Here is a 22,017-nt window from a genome sequence, read left to right on the forward strand (position 1 = left end):
TTCCTCATCCAGGAAGGGGTTTTTGTTGTATGTAGCGATGAAATCCTCAAAATTGCCAATAACGCTCTACGCTTGTTAAGCGATGGAGTGAAACATTGTAGCGATTGGACTATGAAACGGGGAAACGGTTGGTTGTACTCTGGTGGTAAGGAGTGTACATTTATGGGTACAAGTGGGAAAAAATCCCAATAAAGTGGTATTTCTATAGGAGCAAGGTCATGTTGACTGGTGAATTTTACAACACCATAGACGACAAGGGTCGCATTCTCATCCCCTCTCGGTTGCGTACCGCACTCGAAGGAGATGCCCTGTATGTGACTCGGGGCCTGGAGAATTGCCTGTGGCTGATGCTTCCTGCAGATTTTGAGAAACTGAAAAACACGATCATGAATGGGCCTGGTTCGATGTTCGACCGTAAGTTGCGTATCCTGCAACGCGGTATGATCGCCCCCGCCCAGCTGTGTGAGTTCGACAAGGTGGGAAGAATTAACATTCCCTCAAGCCTCAGGGAAAGTGCCGGTCTTGGAATGAGGGAAGAATCTGTCCTTCTGGGCACCGGCAACTATCTGGAACTCTGGAACAAGAATGAATATGAGCGTTACTTGCAGGCAAGCATGGGAGAGTTCCTCGATGCAGCCCAATCGCTCAGTGAGATGATCCGGGAGGAACAATAATGGAATATGTGCATTATTCAGTCATGGCACAGGAAGTCCTCCAGTATTTGGTTGTCCCCGAAGGTAGAGAGGCTACCATGGTCGATTGTACCTGCGGTGAGGGAGGGCATACCCACCTCTTTCTTTCAACCCATCCAAATCTGAAAGTCATCGGTTTGGACCGGGACACAACCATACAGCAGAAAGCCATCGAGCGGATGAAGGAATTCGGAAGCCGTTTCGAACCAAAGAATATCTGGTTCAACGATTTTTTCGCCCAAGGTGAAGAAAATGTGTACGACCTGATTCTATTTGACTTGGGCATTTCCAGTTTTCATTACGAAGAGTCGCACAGAGGGTTCTCGTTCCGAAAGGACGAAGTACTGGATATGCGCTTGGATGAGAGTGCTTCCATCAGCGCCTTCGATGTGGTCAACGGGTATCAGGAAGAACGGTTGGCCGATGTAATTTTCAACTTTGGGGAGGAACGCTACTCCAGACGCATAGCCCGATCGATTGTTGAGCGCCGCAAGCTTGCAAAAATCTCAACCAGCGAAGAATTGGCATCGATCATCTACAAGGCTGTTCCGCCCAACTACCGCTATGGGCACATTCATCCGGCAACCCGTACGTTCCAGGCTATCCGCATAGAGGTGAACCGGGAACTGGACCGCATTGAGCCGGCTCTGAAGGGCGCTGTCAAAGCACTCAAGAGCGGCGGCCGTATTGCGGTCATCAGCTTTCACTCCTTGGAGGACAGGCAGGTAAAGTGGCTGTTCAAAGGTATGGCGGAGGGTGATGAGCCGGCAATACGCATTTTGACGAAGAAACCCCTGATTCCGACGGATCAGGAACGAGAGGAGAATGCGGCAAGCAGGAGCGCAAAACTGCGAATTATCGAAAAACGCTAATGGGGGTGGAGTATGGGCAACGACTGGTATACTACTGATCTCAAGCAACGACCGGTGCAAAAGCAAGGCCGTGGCCGTCATGTGGAACAGCTCGTTGTCGTATTCATGCTTCTTTGCGTCATGGGTGCCATTTTTGTACCCCTTTGGCAGCGTGGCGTAAACCGATCCCTTGAAGTTGAGTACCAAACCCTGCTCAAGAACCGACAAGCATTGGAAGAGCAGCAGCAAGTTCTCAAGGCAAGTATTTCCAGCCTCAGCATGCCAGAAGCCCTGGTCAACGGAGCTTGGAGGGAGGATATTGCCTTCCAGCCCATCAAAGCCGAAACTGTCGTGATGGTCGCAAGGAGCCGTATATGAGTGAATACCAACATATCGACACCTGCCGTTTTACAGCCTCCTCCATTGCTCCCCTGTTGAAAGCAGATTGCCTGAATCCAAACGGCAAGCGTATTGCCGATGTACAGCTCGACAGCCGCTTGTGTACCAAGGGCTCCCTTTTCTTTGCCTTGAAAGGTGAGAAAAGCGATGGGTTCGCGTACCTTGAGGACGTCGCCAAGAAGGGAGCCGCCGCAGTGGTGGTTCCCAAAAGTCGAGCCGCCGAGGCCCTCGCACGTGTGAGGTGTCCAGTCCTTGCTGCAGAAGATGTCCTTTCGAGCTTGCACGAACTCGCCCAAAACTATGTACAGCGATTTCCCTCTGTCAAAACAATCGGCATAACCGGCAGTTGCGGAAAGAGTACAACCAAGGAAGCACTTGCACGCATTACCGCGGTATTGGGTTCGACTGCAAAGACCCCGGGAAATCTCAACAGCGAGTACGGCCTTCCTTTGAGCATCTTCGGTCTTGATGAAACATCCCGATACGGGGTGTTCGAAATGGGCATCGACCATGTGGGCGAAATGGACCGGATGGTCGGAATGCTCAAGCCCTCGATTGCCCTGCTTACCAATGTCGGTATTTCTCACTTGGAAAAGATGGGAAGCCAAGAAATCATAGCAGAACAAAAGGCCAGGATATTCCATCCAGGACTCGAGGCCGGTTTTGTCAGCAGCAGCTGCAAGCACCTCGATCTCATTCAAACCATCGCTGCTCGCTCGCTGGTACGCTACGATGCCAAGGAAATCTCGGCCGTTGACTTGGGCCTCGATGGATGGCAACTCACCTATGAGGGCCATACCTTTACTGTGAAATCAGTGGGGCGCCACCTTCTTGAGGATGTGGTGGGAGCTATCAAGGTAGGACGCTACCTTGGGGCAAATGCCGGCGATATTGCTGAGGCGTTGGAAGGCTTTGAACCAATGCACGGTCGCTCTTTCGTCCATAGAAGCGATGTGACGATTATTGACGACAGTTACAATGCCAGTCTCGATTCGACCAACAGCATTCTTACCTACCTTTCCGGCCTCTCATGGAAAGGGTCGAAGAAGGTGGTCCTTGGACCAATGAAGGAACTGGGAAAACTCTCCAGACAAGCGCATCGCATGGTAGCCAGAACTGTCGCTGCTTCATCCTTCAATCAAACGTATCTTTTTGGATCGGAGATGGAAGAAGCTTCTTTGGAGCTGAAAAAGCTCGGGTATCGCGGCCAGGTCAAATACACCAAGGATTTTGAGGAACTCGAAAGCATGGTGCAAAAGCAATTGAAGGGGGGCGACCTCTTCCTGCTCAAGGCTTCCCGGTCGGTGGCCATGGAACGACTGATTCCCTCAATCCAAAGGAGGTCGCTTGGATATGCCTGATAGATATCCCATCCTCCTTTTTTCCTCGTTTGTTGCGACCTTCGTCCTATCGAAGGTCCTGTTGTCTGTAACGGGAAAGAGCAAGGTTGCAATCAAGCCGGAGCTGATGGCCACGCAGGCAATGAAGCAAGGCACCCCGGTACTAGGAGGCATTGCCTTCTGTCTGGGGACGCTATGCATCTCGCTTTTTGACCCATTTCTCGGTGAACCTGGTGTTGCATATCCATTGATCGCATTGCTGCTCTTTGGCCTCATCGGTTTGTTGGATGACCGTATGAAGCTTCGATCGGGCAACGGTGACGGCCTTCCAAGTCTTTTCAAGCTGGCCTTGCAGGCCCAAGGCGCGCTCTTGCTTTTGATTCTTCTCGGCAGGGAAGCTTTGATCGACACCCGCCTGGAAATTGGCTCATTCGGCATTGAACTGAGTTTTGCGTATTACATTTTTGCGTGTTTCTATATCCTGTACTTCGTAAATGCAGTGAATATCACCGACGGTTTGGATGCCTTGGCTGCAGGGTCCAGCCTGCCGCTGTTGGTGTTGTTGCTCCTGCTTGGTAATCGAAGCAATGGCATAGCTTCCACTGCTTTACTTGGATCATTGCTGGCTTTTCTTCTTTTCAACAGGAAACCGGCAAAGTACTTCATGGGTGACTGCGGCAGCCATGCATTGGGTGCCTACATTGCTATCAGCGCATTGCTGATGAGATTTGAGGTAGTGGTCTTTCTTGCAAGCGGTCTTTTCTTGGTTGAGCTGGCGACCAGCCTGATTCAGATAATTTCCATCAGACGGTTTGGGCGCAAGGTATTTACCATTGCCCCATTGCATCATGCCTACGAGTTGAAAGGCGTCGCCGAGGGGAGAATCGTGACCTTCTTTACCTTGGCCTCTTGGGCGTTCGCTTTTGTCTCGCTCTTGATAAGCAGGTGATGCCATGGATATACGACGAGAATTTGACGATTGGCAGAAACATGAAGAAGCCTTGGAGACGATGGGCGGAAACTTAAGTGCCTTCACCTTTTTGTGCCTCATTTTGCTGATAACCACCCTGGGGCTGATCATGCTATACAGTGCATCCTACAATGAAGCATTGATTCATGAACTGCCTCACTACTATTTTTTCTCCCGTCAGCTGATATTTGTAGCTCTTGCCCTTGTAGCTTCCGTTGTCATACGCTACATACCTTTGTCCGCCCTCAAGGCATTCTCGTATCCAATCCTTGCCATTTCGATAGTGTTGTTGTTGATGACGCTCTTCACACCGTTCGGTGTTGAGCGCCTCGGTTCCAGGCGGTGGCTCGAAATCGGGCCGCTTCCCTCTCTTCAGCCATCGGAGTTTGCAAAAATTGCCGTTATCCTGTTCTATGCGGCATATAATCAAAAAGACCGCAGCGCTGAGTCCGTTCCCAGGCGTTTCGGGTTGCCTATCGGTGTGAGCCTTGTCATCACCGGTTTGATTTTCGCCCAACGGGATTACTCTTCCGCATTGCTTTTTCTTGCTTTGAGTTTCGCCTTACTGGTATGCAGCGGATTCAAACTCTCACATTTGCTCATATTGCTCGCCTTTCTTGCAACCCCTGCCTTGGTTGCCATGTTCAGCCAGAGCTACCGGGTTAAACGGGTTTTCTCGTTCCTGTTTCCCTCGCTTGACCCTGCCGGCATGAATTACCAAGTATCGACAAGCCTCAAAGCCATCAAGGCGGGTGGGATGTTCGGGGTGGGGTTGGGCAATGGACAATTCAAGCTTGGCTTGCTTCCCGAAGTGCAGAGTGACTTCATTTTTGCTTCAGTGTGCGAAGAAATCGGGTTTGTCGGCAGTGCCTTTATTCTGATTCTTTTTGCCATGATCGCCATCCTTGGGTACAATGCTGCCAGCCGGATGCAAAGTCGTGACCGGTTCCTCAGTATAAGCGCTTTCGGCCTGACCAGCATGATTCTTTTTCAAACCCTGCTCAATATGGCTGTTGTGACGGCTTTGCTGCCGCCTACGGGCATACCCTTGCCATTCTTCAGTCAGGGGGGTACGAACCTTTTCGTGGTACTTTGCAGCTGTGCCTTGCTCTATAGGATTCTTTTGATCAGCAGCGGGAAACTCCCGCTTGCAAAAAGCTCGCTGAAAAGCAAAGAACGCAAAGCCATCCTGTTTCCCGATGAAGGGGGACTTTTATGAGCAAGCTGGATATCAAGGTGAAACTTGCCTTGTTGATCCTCCCCCTTGCCATCCTTCTTTGTGTATTGCTGCTTCGCTCGATACCCGCTTTCAACCTCCGGTCGGTGCAGATCCAGGTACAGGGAGGCAGCAAGGTGGTCCCGGTCGCGGTACAAGAAAAACTCTCAGAGCTGGTGGGAACTTCACTGTTCGCAATCAATCTTGCCAAATACTCGAGAAGCCTCGAAACGATTACCGGTGTTAAAAACGTAAAACTGGTACGAAAACTTCCTTCTTCCTTGTTGGCGAGCCTCACCCTCGTAGACGCTGCAGCCTTGATCAAGGAAGAAGCGTCCGGCAAAGCCTATTTGGTTGACAATCTTCATTTGAAGGTCCTGCACCCAGATGACGTAGTCCCTTGGCAAAGCGTTACAGTCACCATCGAAGTCCCTTCTTCTTATGCACAGATGATGGTAAACTACGGGGTTGATGACTCATTCCATCAGGTCATGGAGTTGGCTAGGTCGCTAGAGGGAAAAACTACCTTGATAACTAAGATAAAATACGATAATAATAGTAGTAACAGCTTTGGAAAGATGGTATTGGAACTCTCGTCCCTGAATGCCCAAATTTGGGTGAGGGAGCCTGTAGGTGCGGCGCATGTAAGTGCCGCTGTTTCACTGGTCCAGCAGGACCAGAAGAATGCACTCTCTTTCCTCAGCTCGCAAGCTAGGCGTTACGACCTCTATCGTGAGGGTTTGGTACGCAGGTGATGAGACCGACCAGAAGGGGGTTGCTGTAATGGCTGGTGAAAAGATGTTGATGGGATTGGATATCGGCTCGAGCCGGACCAGATGCGTAATCGGCTCAGTGAGCCGGGACGGCCAGTTGATGGTCGACAGCATCTGCGAACATCCGAGCGAAGGAGTGCGTGCCGGTTCCATCGTCAATATTGAACAGACTTTGAAGACCATCCAAACGGTGATCAACGAGGCCGAGCTCCAAGCTGGGGCTGAGATGAACGAAGTTATCATCGGCATCGGAGGGGAGAATATCATCGGCATTGCCAGTACCGGTGTTGTCGGTATCAATAGCAAGGACCAGGAGATCAAGCGGGAAGACATTTTCAGGAGCCTGGAAGTGGCACGGGCTTTCGAGCTTCCCCAGGACCGTGAAATTCTCCACACCTTGGTCCAGGATTTCCAAATCGACGGCCAAATGGGCATTAAGGACCCGATTGACATGCTTGGACACCGTTTGGAGAGTCGGGTGCTTATCGTCACCGCCGCCTCCTCCATGTGTCAGAATGAACGAAAATGCATCCAGCGTTCGGGCCTCATAGTCCAACGTCTGGTTCTCCAGAGTCTTGCGGATTCCGAGGTGGTGCTGAGCAGTGAAGAGAAGGAGATGGGGACCATCCTCATCAATATCGGCAGCGGCATCACCAATATGATTGCCTATTCCAACGGAGCTCCCGTGTACACCGGCGGTGTCAACCTTGGAGGAGAGGCTGTTACGAATGATATTGCATACATTCTCAATAAGACCCGTGCTGCAGCCGAGCAGATTAAATGCGAAAGCGGGCACAGTTATGTCCCTTCAGTCTCCAGCGAAGAGATGATCCTCATTCCACAAGTCGGAGGACTTCCTGCCATAAAAATGCCGAAGAAGGAGTTGAGCAAGGTCATTGAGCCACGCATGGCTGAGATTTTCTCACGCCTGCAAAGCGATTTGGAAAAAGCTCAAATCCAAGGTTCATTCGGCGGTGGGGTGGTTTTGGTCGGTGGAGGTGCTCTTTTGAGCGGGGTGACTGAACTTGCAAGTGAGATTTTCCGCCTTCCTGCCAGACTTGGGTTTCCCGAGGCCATCGGCGGGTTGGACCGCAGCTATATCAGTCCGCAATATACAACCGTTTTGGGATTGCTCAAGAGTGAGGCCCGAAAGGTGCGTGAAACGGGAACTTCAACCAAGTCGCGCAAGGAACGAGTGCACCGAAAAGAGGGTGGAGCCGCCTCCAAGCTCCGTGGATTTTTCAGAACATTGTTTTAAGTGAGCCGTAGGGCAAAGGAATATGCTATGGATTTTGGAATGTTTGAAGTAGAGGACATGGTCCAGGACGAACAAGCCACCTCCACGATCATCAAAGTAATCGGGGTGGGTGGCGCTGGCGGGAATGCGGTGAATCGCATGATTGCCAGTGGCTTGAAGAAGGTGCATTTTGTCACCATGAATACCGATATGCAAGCCCTCCAGCGGTCCAATGCCCAAATTCGGATACCCATCGGCAAGGAACTGACAGGGGGTCTGGGAGCCGGTGGTGTTCCCGAGGTTGGAGAGAAGGCCGCCCAAGAGAGTAAAGAGGATATCAGACGCGAGATAGAGAATGCCGACATGGTTTTTATTACCGCCGGCATGGGAGGGGGAACCGGGACGGGTGCCGCTCCGGTGGTCGCCGAGATTGCCAAGAGCTGCAACGCTTTGACCGTGGCTGTGGTTACCACGCCTTTCGCTTTTGAGGGCAAGAAGAAACTCATGCTTGCTCAGGCCGGAATCGAGAAGCTTCGCAAGCAGGTCGACACCTTGATCATCATTCCCAACCAATACCTGCTGAAAGTGGTGGAAAACAATACTCCGATCAAACAGGCTTTCTTGATGGCCGACGAAGTATTGTACATGGGTGTGCAGGGTATTAGTGAACTTATCACCGAACCCGGTGAAATCAATATCGATTTTGCCGACGTTCGTACCGTTATGAAAGGCAAGGGCGATGCCCTGATGGGTATCGGCTTTGGTGAGGGTGCCAATCGGGCTGTGGATGCCGCTCGTCAGGCCATCAGCAATCCCTTGCTGGAGAACGCCAGCATCGAGGGTGCAAAGAGTGTGTTGGTCAACCTTGCAGGAAGTGACAATCTTACCCTGCAGGAATATCAGGATGTCGTCGAACTGGTGACCGAGCGTTGTGCTGATGACGCCCTGATCATCGCCGGCCAAGCGTTCAACCCCGAGCTGGGTGACCGAATCAAGGTTACCGTGGTTGCAACAGGGTTTGAACGCAAGGAAGAGGTTGTTGGAGCCGAACTTGCCGACATGGATATGGTCAAGCGCCGGTATGCTTCGGCAAAGCGGGATGAAGGCAAGAATGAAGGCTCCTCACAGCCGGCAAAGAAGCCTGATGATCAGGCCGATGTCGCCTCCATCCAGGTTAACCGTTGGCAGGATTTGCAGAAACAGCTCGGCAAGGGGCCGAGTACCAATGCAAATGATTACACCATTCCTGCTGTACTTCGCTACTCACGCAACAAAACGGACGAGAACTGATGAACAGTGATTCCTCTGACAGGGTATTGATCGAGGACTATACCGATTATCTTGCAATGCAGCGTCGCCTTTCAGAGGCGACGCAGTCTGTCTATGCACATGAGCTTGCTCTTTTTCTCGCTGCAGGTTCTGACTATGAAACGATTACTGCGAGCTTGATTGAGGCCTATATTGTAATACAGGTGCAAACCCGTCACCTCAGTGAACGCAGTGTTGCCAAGCTTTTATCAGCCTTGCGTTCTTTTTTCTCGTTTTTGCAGATGAGCAAAATCAGGGAGGACAACCCGGTACTGCTTATCCAGCGCGGCAGGCAGAAGCAGAGTCTCCCCCAGGTAGCCTCGGTTGCACAAGTGGATGCTCTCTTGGAAAGCATCGATACCTCGGACCTTCTGGGCTTTCGTGACCGCACGCTTTTCGAGCTTATCTACTCTTGCGGCCTGAGAATCAGCGAAGCGTGTACGCTACAGGTATCCGATTACCAAAAGACCAGCATCCGGGTGGTGGGAAAACGTCATAAGATCCGCATTATTCCGGTAGGGGAAATAGCCCGCATGTGGGTTGATGCCTACCTCAAGGATATCAGGCCCAAGCTTATTGGCATGAGGCTCTCGACAAAAGCCCTGTTTGTAGGACGCAGGGGGCATCAATTGACCAGGCAGGCCATGTACAAACGGTTCATCGCCTATTGCGATGTGGCGGGCCTCGATGCCAAGGTACACACCTTGCGGCACAGCTTCGCCACCCATCTGTTGGAAGGCGGGGCGGACCTCAGAAGCGTACAGGAACTCTTGGGGCATAGTGACATCAAGACGACCCAGATTTACACCCATGTTGACACCAAGCAACTGCAAAAAGCCTACGAGCAATTTCATGCCGGCATCCACGACAAGGAAGACCAATGAACATACTTTTTCTTTTGTGTCCCATCATTGCTTTTGGTTCCTTTGTGGATGCAATTGCAGGTGGAGGCGGCTTGATAACCCTTACCGCGTATGTAGCTGTCGGTCTTCCTCCCCAGACTGCGTTGGGCAACAACAAGTTTGCTTCGGCAAGCGGTACGTTGGTCGCCTCCATACAGTACCTTCGACGTTCCCAGGTTTCCCTTTCCATCGGCTTGGTTGCAACACTTTTCAGCTTCATTGGTTCAGCCATGGGTTCGGCGCTTGCAACCCGCTATGCCGATACCTATCTGAATTACCTTTTGGTATTTCTTGTTCCTGCATTAGCCCTTTTTATGATTTTCAAGCCCGATTTCGGTCAGGCTCAACAGAAAAGTCGACTTTTCCTCTATTCTTTGGCTTCGATCACCGGATTGGTAATCGGCTGCTACGATGGCTTTTTCGGACCGGGAACCGGTATGTTCCTCACCGTCATTTTCACCTCGGTTTTGGGTATGGATTTGTTGAAAGCCTGCGGTACAGCCCGTATTGTCAATCTGGCTTCCAATGTTGCCGCCCTTGCGATGTTCCTCTATCACGGGGTGATAGATTTTTCCATCGCCATCCCCTGTGCAGTCAGTGCGGTGATAGGTGGATACCTTGGGAGCAGACTTGCCCTGAAGGTTGGTGCAAATGTGGTCAAGCCGGTCATGCTCTTTGTCTTGTTGTTGCTTTTGGTGAAGGTCGCTGTTTCCCTGTTCTGAAGCAAACCATCAACAACGCGGCCTTTGTTGTATGAAACTTTCGACGCTTTTATCCATAAGCCAACTTTCTCTCAGCGCTGATGAGAAACTGAATCTTGCCTACAGCAATCCCTCATCTTCAGATTTGGCCAAAGCCGGGGCGATTGCTGGAAAAACACAACGGATGCTTTCGTTCCTTGCACAAGGCCGGACGCGGATTGTCTTTTATGGAATGCCATCCTACCCCAAACAATTCTACCAATTGGAAAACCCTCCTTTCCGGCTCATGTATACGCAGGATTTGCCGACCCAAACCGAGCGGATGCTTTTGGTGTGTGGAACCCGCTATGCTGACGGGCTTGGCAGCCAGAGCTCCTATGAGCTTGCCTTGGAAGCGGGAGCGAATGATACCATTGTGGTGACCAGCAATAGCCGAGGCATTGACCGCTGTGCGCTGTATGCCCTGAAGGACAGCAACAAGAGGGCAGTCGTTGTCTGCGACTGTGGGCTGGCGGTGAATCGTATTACAAACAACGCTTTGCTTTCGGCTTTTTGTCTGATCTCTCCCTATGAGCCCGACGATGAGGCTCTTCGGTTTCGCTGTCTCAGCCGCAATGTTCTTTCTACTGCCTTGGCTGAGGTTACACTCGTAGTGCAGGCACCGCTCAAATCAGGGGCGCTTCACTGTACCACCTGCGCCCTCGATCTCGGAAGGGATGTGTATGTACACAGTCTGGGAACTCGGGGTGGCAGTCTGAATGCAGGTTCACGCAGCCTTGCAGAAATGGGCTGTGAAATTGTTGATGGGTATCAGCAGATTGCTGCTTTGCGAAGCTGGCCTGTCCAGGCAAGGATCCAAGCCGGCTCATTGTACCGTTTTGGGCCCTCATGCTATAGTCTAGACCATGCATGAAGAGAATCTGATCGCAACGTTTCTTACTACGCAGAAAAGTATCCGCAGTCTCAGCGAACATACCCTCTGTGCCTATGAACGGGACTTATTGCAACTGCAGAGCTATTTTACATCACTGCAAGTACCGTTGCTCGAGGCTTCACGCGAGGATGCACGCATGTTTGTGCGATACTTGGTCAAGGATAGCAGCTATGCGCAATCGAGCATCAACCGCAAGATCAGCTGTGCCCGAAGTTTTTATTCTTCCTTGCTGAAAGCAGAAAGAATTGCATCCAATCCCTTCTCCCTCATTGCTGTACACCGCCAGATGGATAGGTTGCCCTCGGTACTCACCGTCGAAGAAGTAACAGCGTTGCTCAGTCTGCCCTATGCTGATTTTCCCTCCACCCGTGATATGACTGTTTTTACCTTGCTCTACGATACAGGGTGTCGTATCAGTGAACTGCTTTCGATCAAGGAAAGTGATATTGAGTGGGAGACGAAAAGAGTCCGTGTCCTGGGAAAGGGGAATAAAAGCCGATATGTTTTTTTCACCGATCACTGCGCCTCTTTGCTTTCCTCCTATCTGAGTCTGAAGCACGAGCGGTTTTCGAATCCTCTTCTCATTTGCTCAAACAAGGGAAAACAGTTGCCGATGAGTACCGTTGGTAGTATGTTTGCTGTGTACAGAAGTAGACTTGGTTGGCAAAAACCGTTCACCCCTCATGTGTTGAGGCACACCTATGCCACCCATCTCCTGGACAATGGGGCTGATATCCGTCTGGTGCAGGAGCTGCTCGGTCATCAGAGTATCTCGACAACGCAGATTTATACCCACGTATCAAAAGAGAGGTTGGCTCACGTATATGCGTATAGCCATCCTCATGGAAGGAAACAGGATGAGTAGTTTTAAAGGAACCACGATCGTAGCAGTCCGAAAGGACGGTCATGTAGCAATAGCCGGCGATGGGCAGGTAACTGCCGGAGATACCATTCTCAAGTCGAACGCACATAAGGTACGCACGCTGTATGATGGCAAAGTCATCACCGGTTTTGCCGGTACCACTGCCGATGCCTTCACGCTCTTCGAGCTGTTTGAAACGAAGCTGAAGCAGTTCAACGGTGATTTGACCCGTTCTGCTGTGGAACTTGCCAAACAATGGAGAGTTGATAAGCAACTGAGACAGCTTGAGGCTATGATGCTGGTCAGCGACGGTAAGCGGATTTTCCTGATCAACGGGGCAGGGGATGTTGTCGATCCTGAACGCGATGCCATCGGCATCGGCAGCGGGGGAAACTATGCGCTCAGTGCGGCCCTGGCGTACCTTGAGGCGAGCCCGACGATGAGTGCGGAGCAGATAGCCCGCAAGAGTGTGGAAATCGCAGCGAAACTGTGCATCTACACCGACGATTCAATCAATGTAGAGGTATTGTAAGAGATGGCATATGCAGCAAGCAAGAAGCTTGACGAGCTCAAGCCTTCCGAAATAGTGAAGGAACTCGATAAGTACATAATCGGTCAGAAGCAGGCAAAACGGACGATTGCCGTTGCGATTCGCAACCGGACCCGCCGCAAACGCCTGCCGCTGGAAATTCGGGATGAGGTTTCTCCAAAGAATATCATCATGATCGGGCCCACCGGGGTGGGAAAAACTGAGATTGCTCGCCGAATAGCGAAGCTTTCCAATGCCCCATTCATCAAGGTTGAGGCGACCAAATATACTGAGGTCGGGTATGTCGGTCGGGATGTGGAATCAATCATCCGTGATTTGATGAGCATTGCTGTACAGCAGGTAAAAGCTGAGCTTGCCGAACGTGAACTGGAAAAGGTCCAGAACCGGGTGGAAGAGCGGTTGTTGGATATTCTGCTGCCTCAGGTAAAGGAAGACCCGTCGGTGGACATCATAGCAGTGGGCAGCAGCTATACCGACAGCCAGAAAGTCACCCGTGAGCGGTTTCGGCAGATGTTGCGCGATGGCAAGTTCGATGAACGCGAGGTTGAGATCAATGTGCAAAGCCGCAAGCGCGTCGGCATCGAGGTGCTTGGACAACCCAATATGGAGGAGCTGCAGGAGGCGATGCAAAGCATCGGTTCCATTTTCGGCAATGGCAAAGCCCACAACCGCAAGCTGACAGTCAAGCGGGCCAGGGAGATTTTCACCGAGGAAGAGACCGACAAGGCTGTTGACACCGACCGAGCCATCGACGAAGCGAAGGAACGGGTCGAACAGATGGGTATTGTATTCATCGATGAGATTGACAAGGTTGCCAAAAGCGGCGGATCGGGCGGTGGCATCGATGTTTCCCGTGAAGGCGTCCAGCGTGATATCCTACCCATCATCGAAGGGACCAGCGTTTCCACCAAATGGGGCGTGATTGACACCACTCACATTCTGTTCATCGCCAGTGGAGCATTCCATGTCTCCAAACCCAGCGACTTGATTCCTGAATTGCAGGGACGCTTTCCGCTGCGCGTAGAATTGGATGACCTGAAAGCTGACGATTTCTATAGGATTCTGACTGAACCGGCCAATGCAATTACGATGCAATATCGCGAATTGCTCAAGACCGAGGGTGTGCAGATAATCTTTGAGGATGAGGCCATCAGGAGAATTAGTGAAATTGCCTATGAGGTGAACTCAAGTCATGATAATATTGGTGCCAGAAGGCTCTTTACCATCATGGAAAAACTCCTTGAGGAATTGAGCTTCAGTGCAGATGAGCTTACCGGACAGACTATCCCCATCACCCGAGCCTACGTGGATGAACGACTCGGCGATGTTATTCAGAATCAGGACCTTTCGAAGTTTATCCTTTAGGAGCGGATTTGGAATTCCTTAGCCTTGAAGCAAGTGATTATGAAAGCGCACTCAGGCAGGCCCGTAGCGAACACGGGAATGCCGTGCGCATTCATACCCGTAAGGATTTTTCCAAAGGTTCTCTGCTGGCAAAACAGAAGCGTTGTGCAATCACCTACTATCTGGTAAAGGAACGAGCACTGACACCGGAACCTGAGCCTGTTGAGGTGAAGGTTTTCAATGCAGAAGCCTACCTTGCCAATTTGCTAACCTCCAACGACATCCCTCTGTCTTTTCATGAGAAAGTATTTGCAGGCAAGATCGAGCATTCCCAAACCGAAATTGAGGTTCAGCTGCTGCAAAGCCTGTTTGAAGGAATACAGTTTGAGGATGAAATTGGATCCAAGTTTGCCATATTCGTGGGTGCTGCCGGTGTAGGAAAGACTACGACCTTGGTCAAGACTGCCTTGTACTTGCGTGCTCAGAAGGGTAAGAAAGTTGCACTCTTGAGCTTCGATACGCAACGGACCGGCTCGGTGGAGCAAATTCGGCAATTTGCGCATGAGTTTGCCCTTCCTTTGTATGAAGCCTCCGATGAGTCTGCTTTGGCAGGCTTGCTTGCTTCCCTTAAGGGATTCGACCATATCCTGGTCGATACCAGTGGGCGTAGTGCAAAAGATGAGGAGCTCAAGGCCTTTCTGGATGGCATGCTTGCCGTACTTCCCTTCCAAGGGTGCAGTACCTACTTGGTGGTGAGTGCTTCCCATAAGGAAAGCGATTTGCTAGCACAACAACAACTCTTTGCAAAACAAAGGGTGAAAGCGATTATCTGTACGAAACTCGATGAAACCAGTGGTATCGGTAATCTCTTGAGCTTTGTACAAAAGTCGGATGTACCGTTGCTCTTCCTTGCCGATGGACAGACCATCCCCCAGGACTTTCATCCTGCCTCAGCAGCCTATCTGATGACCAGGCTTCAAGGTTTCAGCCTGGACCTACTCCAGTTTTTCCCATCCCTTTAGCGAATTGTTGTATTCTTGCCTATCAGCTTGCCTTGACTTATCAAAGCTTGCACGATGTTTGCAATTGCAGGTGCTGCAATATTTGAACCCCAGATAGTGTCGCCTTTTGGATTGCCGGCCCCAACATACACGATGTATTTGGGGTTATCGATGGGGACCAAAGCCAAGGTCGAAGCCAACACGGTTCCATCCTCATAGCTGTTGGTTTGCGGATTGAGGATTTGTGCTGTTCCAGTTTTTACTCCCAAGTCAATTCCTGCAACATGTGCCCGAATTCCTGTACCGCCTTGCTGGGTTGCCTTGAGCATACCGCTACGGATTAGTGCGGTTGTCTCGCTGTCCAACACCTTTTCCAACACGGTACGCTCACGTTCATAGAGAACGCTTCCATCGACCGGTGAAGTCCGTCGGAGAATCAGATTGGGGCGCAATAGCTCACCTGAGGGACATAACGCTGTGGCGGCGGTTGCCAGATGAAGAGCTGAGGAAAGCAGTTCCTGACCGAACGAGATAGTCGCCTGAGACCGACCGGACCATGTGGAAGGGGGAGCTATCTGCGATCGCGCCCGAGAGGGAAGCCCGATATCATAGGACGTGTTGAAGCCCAGGCTGTTGAGCACGTCATAGAAAGCCTTTGCATCGGTCTGTAGTGCCCAATGCACGATTGCCCCGTTGCAGGATTTGCTGATCATCGTTTCAGGATCGACCAGACCGTGTACTGCAGTACAGTTGATGGTGATGTTGCTCTCTCCCGCTTTGAAGGTGTAGGTGCCATCACATTCAAAGCTTTCTTCGGTGTGGGCCTCCCCGCTCTTGAGCACTGCGGCAAGACTGAAGAGCTTGAAGACTGAACCCGGTTCAAACAGGTTGTTCACTGCATGGTTTTTACGCTGTTCCTCATTGGATGAGGAAAGGGCATTCACGTCATACCAGGGGTAGCTGCTCATCCCCAGAATATCACCGTTAGAGGCATCCAGTACAAGCGCCATTGCATAATCGGGCATGTGTTCGTCGGCAATCTGCTGTAATTGGACATCCAGGGTATACTGGATATCCAAATCCAGGGTGAGGGTGATGTCCTGTCCATAGGTGGTATGGGTATCACCCAGTGCAGGATAGGGGTTCAGATACGTTTCCTGACTCAGCTCGATTCCTTCGATTCCCTCTCCCTCTGTATTGATGAAGCCGATGGTCTGTGATGCATGGAATTGGGCGGGGTAAGTCCTTCCCATCCGTTTCTCGACATTCACTTGGCCTCTGAGGGAATATTTCTGGATGGCATCCATAAGCGGCTGGACCATTCGGTCGTCGATACGTTCCTTGATTTGTGCATAGGTTGTATATGCAGCCGCTTTTTTTTGGATTTCGTCGGGATTCATCTGGACATAGGGTGCAATGACTTCGCTTACCAGCTGCAGATCCTTGATGGCATTCAAATGGAGATAGACTCCCCAATAGGGTGTTTGGATGGCAAGAATTTGTTGATTCCTGTCGTAAATAGTGCCTCTGATTACTTGGTTCGCAACCTTTGGGTCAGTATAGGATGTAACGCTTCTTCGTTCAAAAAGCATTAAAAAGCCCAATCTGAGCAGAATTATTCCCAAAAATGTGATACATAGAAGGCAGAAGAGCCTGATATAGGAATGTTTTGGACTGGTAGCCATGATTGTTTTATACTACTATGTAGGAAAGGTAATGTCGAGCTATGGCAAAAGACTACTATGATGATATGCAGGAGCGATCTTCCTGGCGTGCCAAAACGGAGGGTCAGCGAACAAAACCCAGCCGTGGTCTGATTTGGACCATTGCATTGGGCATTGCCATTTGCGTGGTGGTGATTGTTATTTGGTATCAATTTTTCCCAGCGCTGGATTCCAAGGGCGGCGAAGGTTCCAAACCCGTTGTAGAGTTGTTGCCTACGGTTGAGAAAATTAGTGATGCCCCTGAGGTTGTACCGGTGCTGGCCCCTTCAGCTGAACCCCCATCTACTCCTGTTGCAGGATCCATAGCCGATGCTGCAGTAATCGATACCCAAGCTCGCTCTCTTTCCGACCGACCTGCACCGGTCCGCTCAGCCAACTCGGTTACCATCCAATATGCCGATCACCTTGTTGCCGCAGGCGAGGACCTGGCATCCATCGCAGCCATGTATACTTTGAAAACCCAGACGCTGATCAGTGTCAACCAAATTCGCAATATCCAGGCTATCCGCGAGGGTGTAACCCTCAAGATCCCCGACCGCGATGGACAACTGTACACCGTTCGGGAAGGGGATATGCTTTCAACCATCGCCCGCAAGTACAGTCCTTCGCTTGGATGGAAAACGCTGCAGGAAATAAACGGCTTGAAGAGTGAGAACATCCTTGTCGGTCAGCAGCTGTTTATTCCCGACACTTCTTCTGCATCCACCAGCCAGTTGACTGATGTAGCTCCCATCCAATTCCAGAAACCTGCCTCAGGCACGATTACCACACTCTTTGGCCAACCCTATATCAACCCGGCAACAGGTACAAGCGAAAGCATAACGGGTATCCTGTTGGTTGGTAATTGGGGCTCGGCCGTCGTGGCATCCGCAAGCGGTCAAGTCGTGGATGCCGGTTACGAGGTGAAGGGCAGGGGAAGGTTTGTCGTACTCAGTCATGAGGGTGGCTACCGTACCAGCTATTATCATTTGGAGAATGTTGAGGTCCGTATCGGCATGACTCTTTCCAAGGGTGAAACGATCGGCAGCATCGGTACCAGCGGAACCAGCTATGATCGGCCTACGCTTTTCTTCAGCATTGAACAATCGGGTATCGCTCTCGATCCGACACAGTTCTTCTAGAAAACTAATAATCAAATAAGCAAAGAACTCTAGAAACAAAAAACAAAAAAGGGACCGGAAATCCGGTCCCAATCTATCAGCTATTCTTTCCATGACATTGCTTGTATTTCTTTCCGCTTCCACAGGGACACGGATCGTTGCGTCCGACCTTCGGTTGGTCGCGCCTGATTGTGACTGCAGCCACATCGCCGCCGCCCTGAACGCGCCTATTGGGCTGCGACTCCGAGGCGAACGCCCCTTTTGCCGTATGGGATTCAACCATTTTCGCCTTGCTGCTCGGCCTTTGATACGACTGCTCGGGACGGGTTATCTGTACCCGTACCAACGTCTGGGCCATGAAGTGCTTGATACCTTCAAGCATCTCATTGAAGATTTCAAAACCTTCGACCTTGTACTCCACCAGTGGATTCTTCTGGGCGTAGGAGCGTAAGCTCACAGCGTCGCGAAGGTCCTCAAGGGTGGTTAGGTGATCCTGCCAGCGAAGATCGACCTGCCTGAGGTAATTGAACCGAAGAAAATCGTTGAAAGGCTTTTCTCCTGTCAGTGCTACCTTGGAGTCAATTTCCGTATCAATGCACTGTTGAAGATGCTGCTTATATGCCTCACTGGTCGCTTTTTCGTCCAAGACAGGGACTTCAAGCTGGAAGGTGGTCAGCATTTCTGAAAGGATTTTCACGCCTTTCTGGTCATCTTTGACATTTGCAAAAACCGTGTCGACAATCTGGAAACTGATTTCATGGCAGATTGCCCTGACTCTTTCAAGCAAATGCTCGTCGCTAAGGATCGCATCACGTTCTGCATACATGAAGTTGCGCTGCTCATTGAGCACATCGTCATAATCGAGCAGATGTTTTCTGATTTCGAAGTTGCGGTCCTCCACTCGTTTCTGGGCTTTCTCGATGGCATTGGAGAGCATACGGTGTTCGATGGGCTCCCCGTCCTGCATACCGATTTTCCCCAGGATGTTCTTCAGATTTTCCGATGCGAAGAGCCTCATCAGAGGATCGTCCAACGAGACGAAGAAACGGCTTGCACCGGGATCCCCCTGCCTGCCGCTTCGTCCCCTGAGCTGGTTGTCGATACGCCTGGACTCATGCCTTTCAGTTCCAAGGATGTAGAGCCCTCCGAGTGTCTTTACCTCTTCATAATCCTTTTTCCAGGAAGGGAAGACTTCCTTGAGTGCCTTTGCAAACTCTTCAGGCGAAGCTTCTGTGCCGCATAGTCTGCGAGCCCTAGCATCTATACTGCCTCCGAGCTTGATGTCTGTTCCTCGACCGGCCATGTTTGTAGCGATGGTGACGGCCCCCTTGGCGCCGGCCTCCTCAATGATCATGGCCTCGCGAGCATGGTTCTTTGCGTTGAGCACTTCATGCTTGATGCCCATTCTGCGCAGTAAAAGCGATAGGAGTTCACTTTTCTCTATGCTGATGGTACCTACCAGAATGGGTTGTCCAGTCTTGTGTACCCGCTCGATCTCCTCACAGATTGCCTTGAATTTGAACTGCTCGTTGTAATAAACCAAATCAGGGAAGTCCTTACGGACAACTTGCTTGTTGGTAGGGATTACGACGACATCGAGGTTGTAGATTTTCAGGAATTCCGGGGCTTCGGTATCTGCAGTACCGGTCATGCCGCTGATCTTGTCGTACATGCGGAAGAAGTTTTGGAACGTAATGGTAGCCAGTGTTTTGTTCTGCCCAAGAATCTTGATTTTTTCCTTGGCTTCGATCGCTTGGTGCAGTCCATCGCTGTACCGTCTTCCATGCAGGATGCGGCCGGTGAATTCGTCGACAATCTGGACTTGTCCCTCAACTACGACATAATCGACATCATTGCTATACAGGCGCAGTGCTTTCACAGCCTGGGTGACATAGTGCACATACTCAAAATTCTCATCGGCATAGACTGAACCGTTGATGACATGGTGCTTGTTGAGCAGCTCTTCCATGTGGAGCATACCCTGATTGGTGAAGGAAACTTTCTTCTGCTTCTCATCGAGCTTGTAATCGCCGCGTTCCTCAAACGGTTTTGCATTGCGTTCGAAGCGTGAAAGCGGGTCCTGCTCAAAGTAGTCACCGGTCTCCGGATCCTTATCACACTCAACCAAGAAAGCAGCAATTTTTGCAGCTCCCAGCACTTGGGCTGAATCGTCTTCACTTTGGCCGCTGATGATCAGTGGCGTTCTTGCTTCGTCTATGAGAATGGAGTCAATTTCATCGATGATGCAGTAATGGTGCTTGGGTTGGATTTTCTCCTGGGCCGACCATTTCATGTTGTCCCTGAGGTAATCAAAACCAAACTCATTGTTTGTTCCGTAGGTAACATCCCTGCTGTAAGCCCGTCTTTTGGCCTCATTGTCCATATCGGAGAGAATGACTCCAACCGAAAGGCCCAAGAACTCATAAATGGGTCCCATCCAGGAAGCGTCACGTCCGGCTAGGTAGTCGTTGACGGTGACAATATGCACCCCTTTATTTTCCAACGCATTCAGATAGGCGGCGGGAACACAGGTGAGCGTCTTGCCTTCACCGGTTTTCATTTCCAAGATTTTTCCTTGATGGAGTACTGCCGCTCCCATGATCTGTACATCGTAATGGCGTTCGCCCAACACCCGTTTTGCTGCTTCCCTGGCCAAGGCGAATGCCTTGGGCAACAAACTTTCCAAGCTGGCGCCTTGGGCAACTTGCTGCCGAAAGAGGACAGTCTGCGCGGGAAACTGATCGTCGGACAGTGCCGAGGCCCAAGCTTCCTCCTTGTTTACCAGTTCTACGAGGGGGACGAGTGACCTCAAGTCCTTGTCTTGCTTGGTTCCGAACAATTTTGTAAAAAATGAGCTGCCCATGGATATCTCTCTTGCATGCAAATATTGAGGAGCTTGGCCCCTCCTTCCCAGTATACTCATTCTCGCAGGCCAAGAAAAGTGAAACCATGAGAAAAAGGTGGGACAAATCTACCCACACTGTATCAAGATGATACAAATCACTAGTCGTTTACCGTCTGACATGGTATAGTCAAGGCATGGTTGTCTGCTATACAGGGGGCGGTACCCTCGGTCATATCTACCCTGCACTTGCCGTACACGAAGAGCTTGTACAGCATGCAGGGTATCGGGCTTTCTGGATTGGCAGGGACGAGAACAGCGAGCGGGAAGTGGTCCAGAAGCAGGGTATTCCCTTTTTTGCCATCCGCAGTGGGAAGTTGAGACGTTATCGGTCGATTCAGAATCTACTGGACATAGGCAATGTCCTGTCCGGATTTTGGCAGGCCTTCTTCATTCTTAAGCGCAACAGAGCCGATGTACTCTTTTCCAAGGGGGGCTTCGTTTCCGTGCCACCGGTGTTGGCAGCATTTTTCCTGGGAATTCCTGTAGTAAGTCATGAAAGTGATGCGAGTGCAGGCCTGGCGACCCGTATCAATGCCCATTTCTCACGCTATGTCTGTGTACCGTTTGCACAAGGATTTGAAAGCATAAAGGCTTCCAAACGTGTGGTTACCGGCAATCCGATCCGTTCCGGTCTGGTTGAAAAGGCCGATACCCCCTATGATGAAACGGAGCTACCGTTTATCGGCAGGGACGACAAGCTGCTTCTCGTCCTTGGGGGCAGCAGCGGATCACAGCAAATCAATGCACTGGTCCGTACCCATCTTGAAGCCTTGACCCAGATGGCCTATGTGTATCATCAATGCGGCTCCAAGGATGTACAAAACCTCCGATTTGAGCGCTACACAGAAGTTGCTTTCATCACGGACTTGTTGCCGTCGCTGCTCAAACGTGCAGACTTGGTAGTCAGCCGTGCAGGGGCGAATACCATAGCCGAACTTGCACTCTTTGGTTGTCCCAGCCTGCTCATACCCTTGGGGCGGGAATATAGCAGGGGAGACCAGATAGATAATGCACTCCACCTTGCCTCTCTGGATGCCGCCCGCACGCTCGTATCTGAAACAGACCTCAATCGGTTTGTTGATGAAGTAAAAGACTTGCTGGACAACCGGCAAAAGCGCACAATGCTCTCTGAGAATAGTAGGAAGTTGGCACAAAAAGATTGTGCACATCGTATAGCAGAGCTGCTTTGCAGCATGAAGGAGTAAGGT

The 22,017-nt window shown here is 50.9% G+C and carries 20 protein-coding genes; 18 read left to right on the forward strand and 2 right to left on the reverse strand.

Translation table 11 applies throughout. The features are described from left to right. Positions 1-218: 218 nt before the first annotated feature. The 16 genes from mraZ to SPIBUDDY_RS06480 are packed head-to-tail and all read left to right on the forward strand — an operon-like array spanning position 219 to position 15,101. A complete protein-coding gene (gene mraZ, locus SPIBUDDY_RS06405) occupies positions 219-674 on the forward strand; it encodes a division/cell wall cluster transcriptional repressor MraZ (RefSeq protein ID WP_013606935.1) in 456 nt (151 codons plus the stop codon). Further along, positions 674-1,564 (forward strand): 16S rRNA (cytosine(1402)-N(4))-methyltransferase RsmH, encoded by an 891-nt coding sequence (gene rsmH, locus SPIBUDDY_RS06410; RefSeq protein ID WP_013606936.1) that lies wholly within the window; start codon positions 674-676, stop codon positions 1,562-1,564. The genes mraZ and rsmH overlap by 1 nt, the downstream gene beginning before the upstream one ends. A 12-nt stretch (positions 1,565-1,576) precedes the next feature. Continuing rightward, positions 1,577-1,921 carry an FtsB/FtsL family cell division protein gene (locus tag SPIBUDDY_RS06415; RefSeq protein WP_013606937.1) on the forward strand — a complete coding sequence of 115 codons (345 nt, stop codon included), beginning with the start codon at positions 1,577-1,579 and terminating at the stop codon, positions 1,919-1,921. Continuing rightward, entirely contained in the window at positions 1,918-3,303 is a 1,386-nt protein-coding gene (locus SPIBUDDY_RS06420) for a UDP-N-acetylmuramoyl-tripeptide--D-alanyl-D-alanine ligase (protein WP_013606938.1), read from the forward strand. The genes SPIBUDDY_RS06415 and SPIBUDDY_RS06420 overlap by 4 nt, the downstream gene beginning before the upstream one ends. Beyond that, on the forward strand, positions 3,296-4,231 hold the full coding sequence (locus tag SPIBUDDY_RS06425; protein WP_013606939.1) for an MraY family glycosyltransferase: 936 nt from the start codon (positions 3,296-3,298) through the stop codon (positions 4,229-4,231). Before SPIBUDDY_RS06420 ends, SPIBUDDY_RS06425 begins: the two co-directional genes overlap by 8 nt. 4 nt (positions 4,232-4,235) lie before the next feature. Further along, positions 4,236-5,471, forward strand: a complete 1,236-nt coding sequence (locus SPIBUDDY_RS06430; protein WP_013606940.1) for an FtsW/RodA/SpoVE family cell cycle protein — start codon at positions 4,236-4,238, stop codon at positions 5,469-5,471. After that, positions 5,468-6,223: an FtsQ-type POTRA domain-containing protein gene (locus SPIBUDDY_RS06435; RefSeq protein ID WP_013606941.1), complete on the forward strand. Its 756-nt coding sequence runs from the start codon at positions 5,468-5,470 to the stop codon at positions 6,221-6,223. The genes SPIBUDDY_RS06430 and SPIBUDDY_RS06435 overlap by 4 nt, the downstream gene beginning before the upstream one ends. Further along, the gene (gene ftsA, locus SPIBUDDY_RS06440; protein WP_245523818.1) at positions 6,201-7,499 is read left to right on the forward strand and encodes a cell division protein FtsA; all 1,299 of its coding nucleotides are present in this window, start codon (positions 6,201-6,203) and stop codon (positions 7,497-7,499) included. The genes SPIBUDDY_RS06435 and ftsA overlap by 23 nt, the downstream gene beginning before the upstream one ends. Before the next feature lie 27 nt (positions 7,500-7,526). Further along, complete coding sequence (gene ftsZ / locus SPIBUDDY_RS06445; protein WP_013606943.1) at positions 7,527-8,768, forward strand: cell division protein FtsZ; 1,242 nt, start codon at positions 7,527-7,529, stop codon at positions 8,766-8,768. Next, positions 8,768-9,670, forward strand: a complete 903-nt coding sequence (locus SPIBUDDY_RS06450) for a tyrosine-type recombinase/integrase (RefSeq protein WP_013606944.1) — start codon at positions 8,768-8,770, stop codon at positions 9,668-9,670. Before ftsZ ends, SPIBUDDY_RS06450 begins: the two co-directional genes overlap by 1 nt. After that, positions 9,667-10,410 (forward strand): TSUP family transporter, encoded by a 744-nt coding sequence (locus SPIBUDDY_RS06455; protein WP_013606945.1) that lies wholly within the window; start codon positions 9,667-9,669, stop codon positions 10,408-10,410. The genes SPIBUDDY_RS06450 and SPIBUDDY_RS06455 overlap by 4 nt, the downstream gene beginning before the upstream one ends. 31 nt (positions 10,411-10,441) lie before the next feature. After that, positions 10,442-11,302, forward strand: a complete 861-nt coding sequence (locus tag SPIBUDDY_RS06460) for a DNA-processing protein DprA (protein WP_013606946.1) — start codon at positions 10,442-10,444, stop codon at positions 11,300-11,302. Further along, positions 11,295-12,188, forward strand: coding sequence for a site-specific tyrosine recombinase/integron integrase (gene xerA / locus SPIBUDDY_RS06465; RefSeq protein WP_013606947.1), 894 nt, complete (start codon positions 11,295-11,297; stop codon positions 12,186-12,188). The genes SPIBUDDY_RS06460 and xerA overlap by 8 nt, the downstream gene beginning before the upstream one ends. Further along, on the forward strand, positions 12,181-12,717 hold the full coding sequence (gene hslV, locus SPIBUDDY_RS06470) for an ATP-dependent protease subunit HslV (protein ID WP_013606948.1): 537 nt from the start codon (positions 12,181-12,183) through the stop codon (positions 12,715-12,717). Before xerA ends, hslV begins: the two co-directional genes overlap by 8 nt. A 3-nt stretch (positions 12,718-12,720) precedes the next feature. Next, positions 12,721-14,100 carry an ATP-dependent protease ATPase subunit HslU gene (gene hslU, locus SPIBUDDY_RS06475; RefSeq protein ID WP_013606949.1) on the forward strand — a complete coding sequence of 460 codons (1,380 nt, stop codon included), beginning with the start codon at positions 12,721-12,723 and terminating at the stop codon, positions 14,098-14,100. Between the two features lie 8 nt (positions 14,101-14,108). After that, positions 14,109-15,101 (forward strand): flagellar biosynthesis protein FlhF, encoded by a 993-nt coding sequence (locus SPIBUDDY_RS06480; RefSeq protein WP_013606950.1) that lies wholly within the window; start codon positions 14,109-14,111, stop codon positions 15,099-15,101. On the opposite strand, the gene SPIBUDDY_RS06485 is transcribed toward SPIBUDDY_RS06480, so the two are convergent. Continuing rightward, positions 15,098-16,765 carry a peptidoglycan D,D-transpeptidase FtsI family protein gene (locus tag SPIBUDDY_RS06485; RefSeq protein WP_013606951.1) on the reverse strand — a complete coding sequence of 556 codons (1,668 nt, stop codon included), beginning with the start codon at positions 16,763-16,765 and terminating at the stop codon, positions 15,098-15,100. The two genes, SPIBUDDY_RS06480 and SPIBUDDY_RS06485, sit on opposite strands and share 4 nt — an antisense overlap. 41 nt (positions 16,766-16,806) lie before the next feature. On the opposite strand from SPIBUDDY_RS06485, the gene SPIBUDDY_RS06490 reads away from it, so the two are divergent. Then, positions 16,807-17,925, forward strand: a complete 1,119-nt coding sequence (locus SPIBUDDY_RS06490; protein WP_013606952.1) for a M23 family metallopeptidase — start codon at positions 16,807-16,809, stop codon at positions 17,923-17,925. A gap of 76 nt (positions 17,926-18,001) precedes the next feature. Here the strand turns inward: SPIBUDDY_RS06490 and secA are convergent, their stop codons facing one another. Further along, positions 18,002-20,767 carry a preprotein translocase subunit SecA gene (secA, locus tag SPIBUDDY_RS06495; protein ID WP_013606953.1) on the reverse strand — a complete coding sequence of 922 codons (2,766 nt, stop codon included), beginning with the start codon at positions 20,765-20,767 and terminating at the stop codon, positions 18,002-18,004. Positions 20,768-20,943: 176 nt separating this feature from the next. Between secA and SPIBUDDY_RS06500 the strand changes: the two genes are divergently transcribed. Further along, entirely contained in the window at positions 20,944-22,014 is a 1,071-nt protein-coding gene (locus tag SPIBUDDY_RS06500) for a UDP-N-acetylglucosamine--N-acetylmuramyl-(pentapeptide) pyrophosphoryl-undecaprenol N-acetylglucosamine transferase (RefSeq protein ID WP_013606954.1), read from the forward strand. Positions 22,015-22,017: the final 3 nt, after the last annotated feature.

This window comes from Sphaerochaeta globosa str. Buddy (assembly GCF_000190435.1).
Taxonomy (GTDB): domain Bacteria; phylum Spirochaetota; class Spirochaetia; order Sphaerochaetales; family Sphaerochaetaceae; genus Sphaerochaeta; species Sphaerochaeta globosa.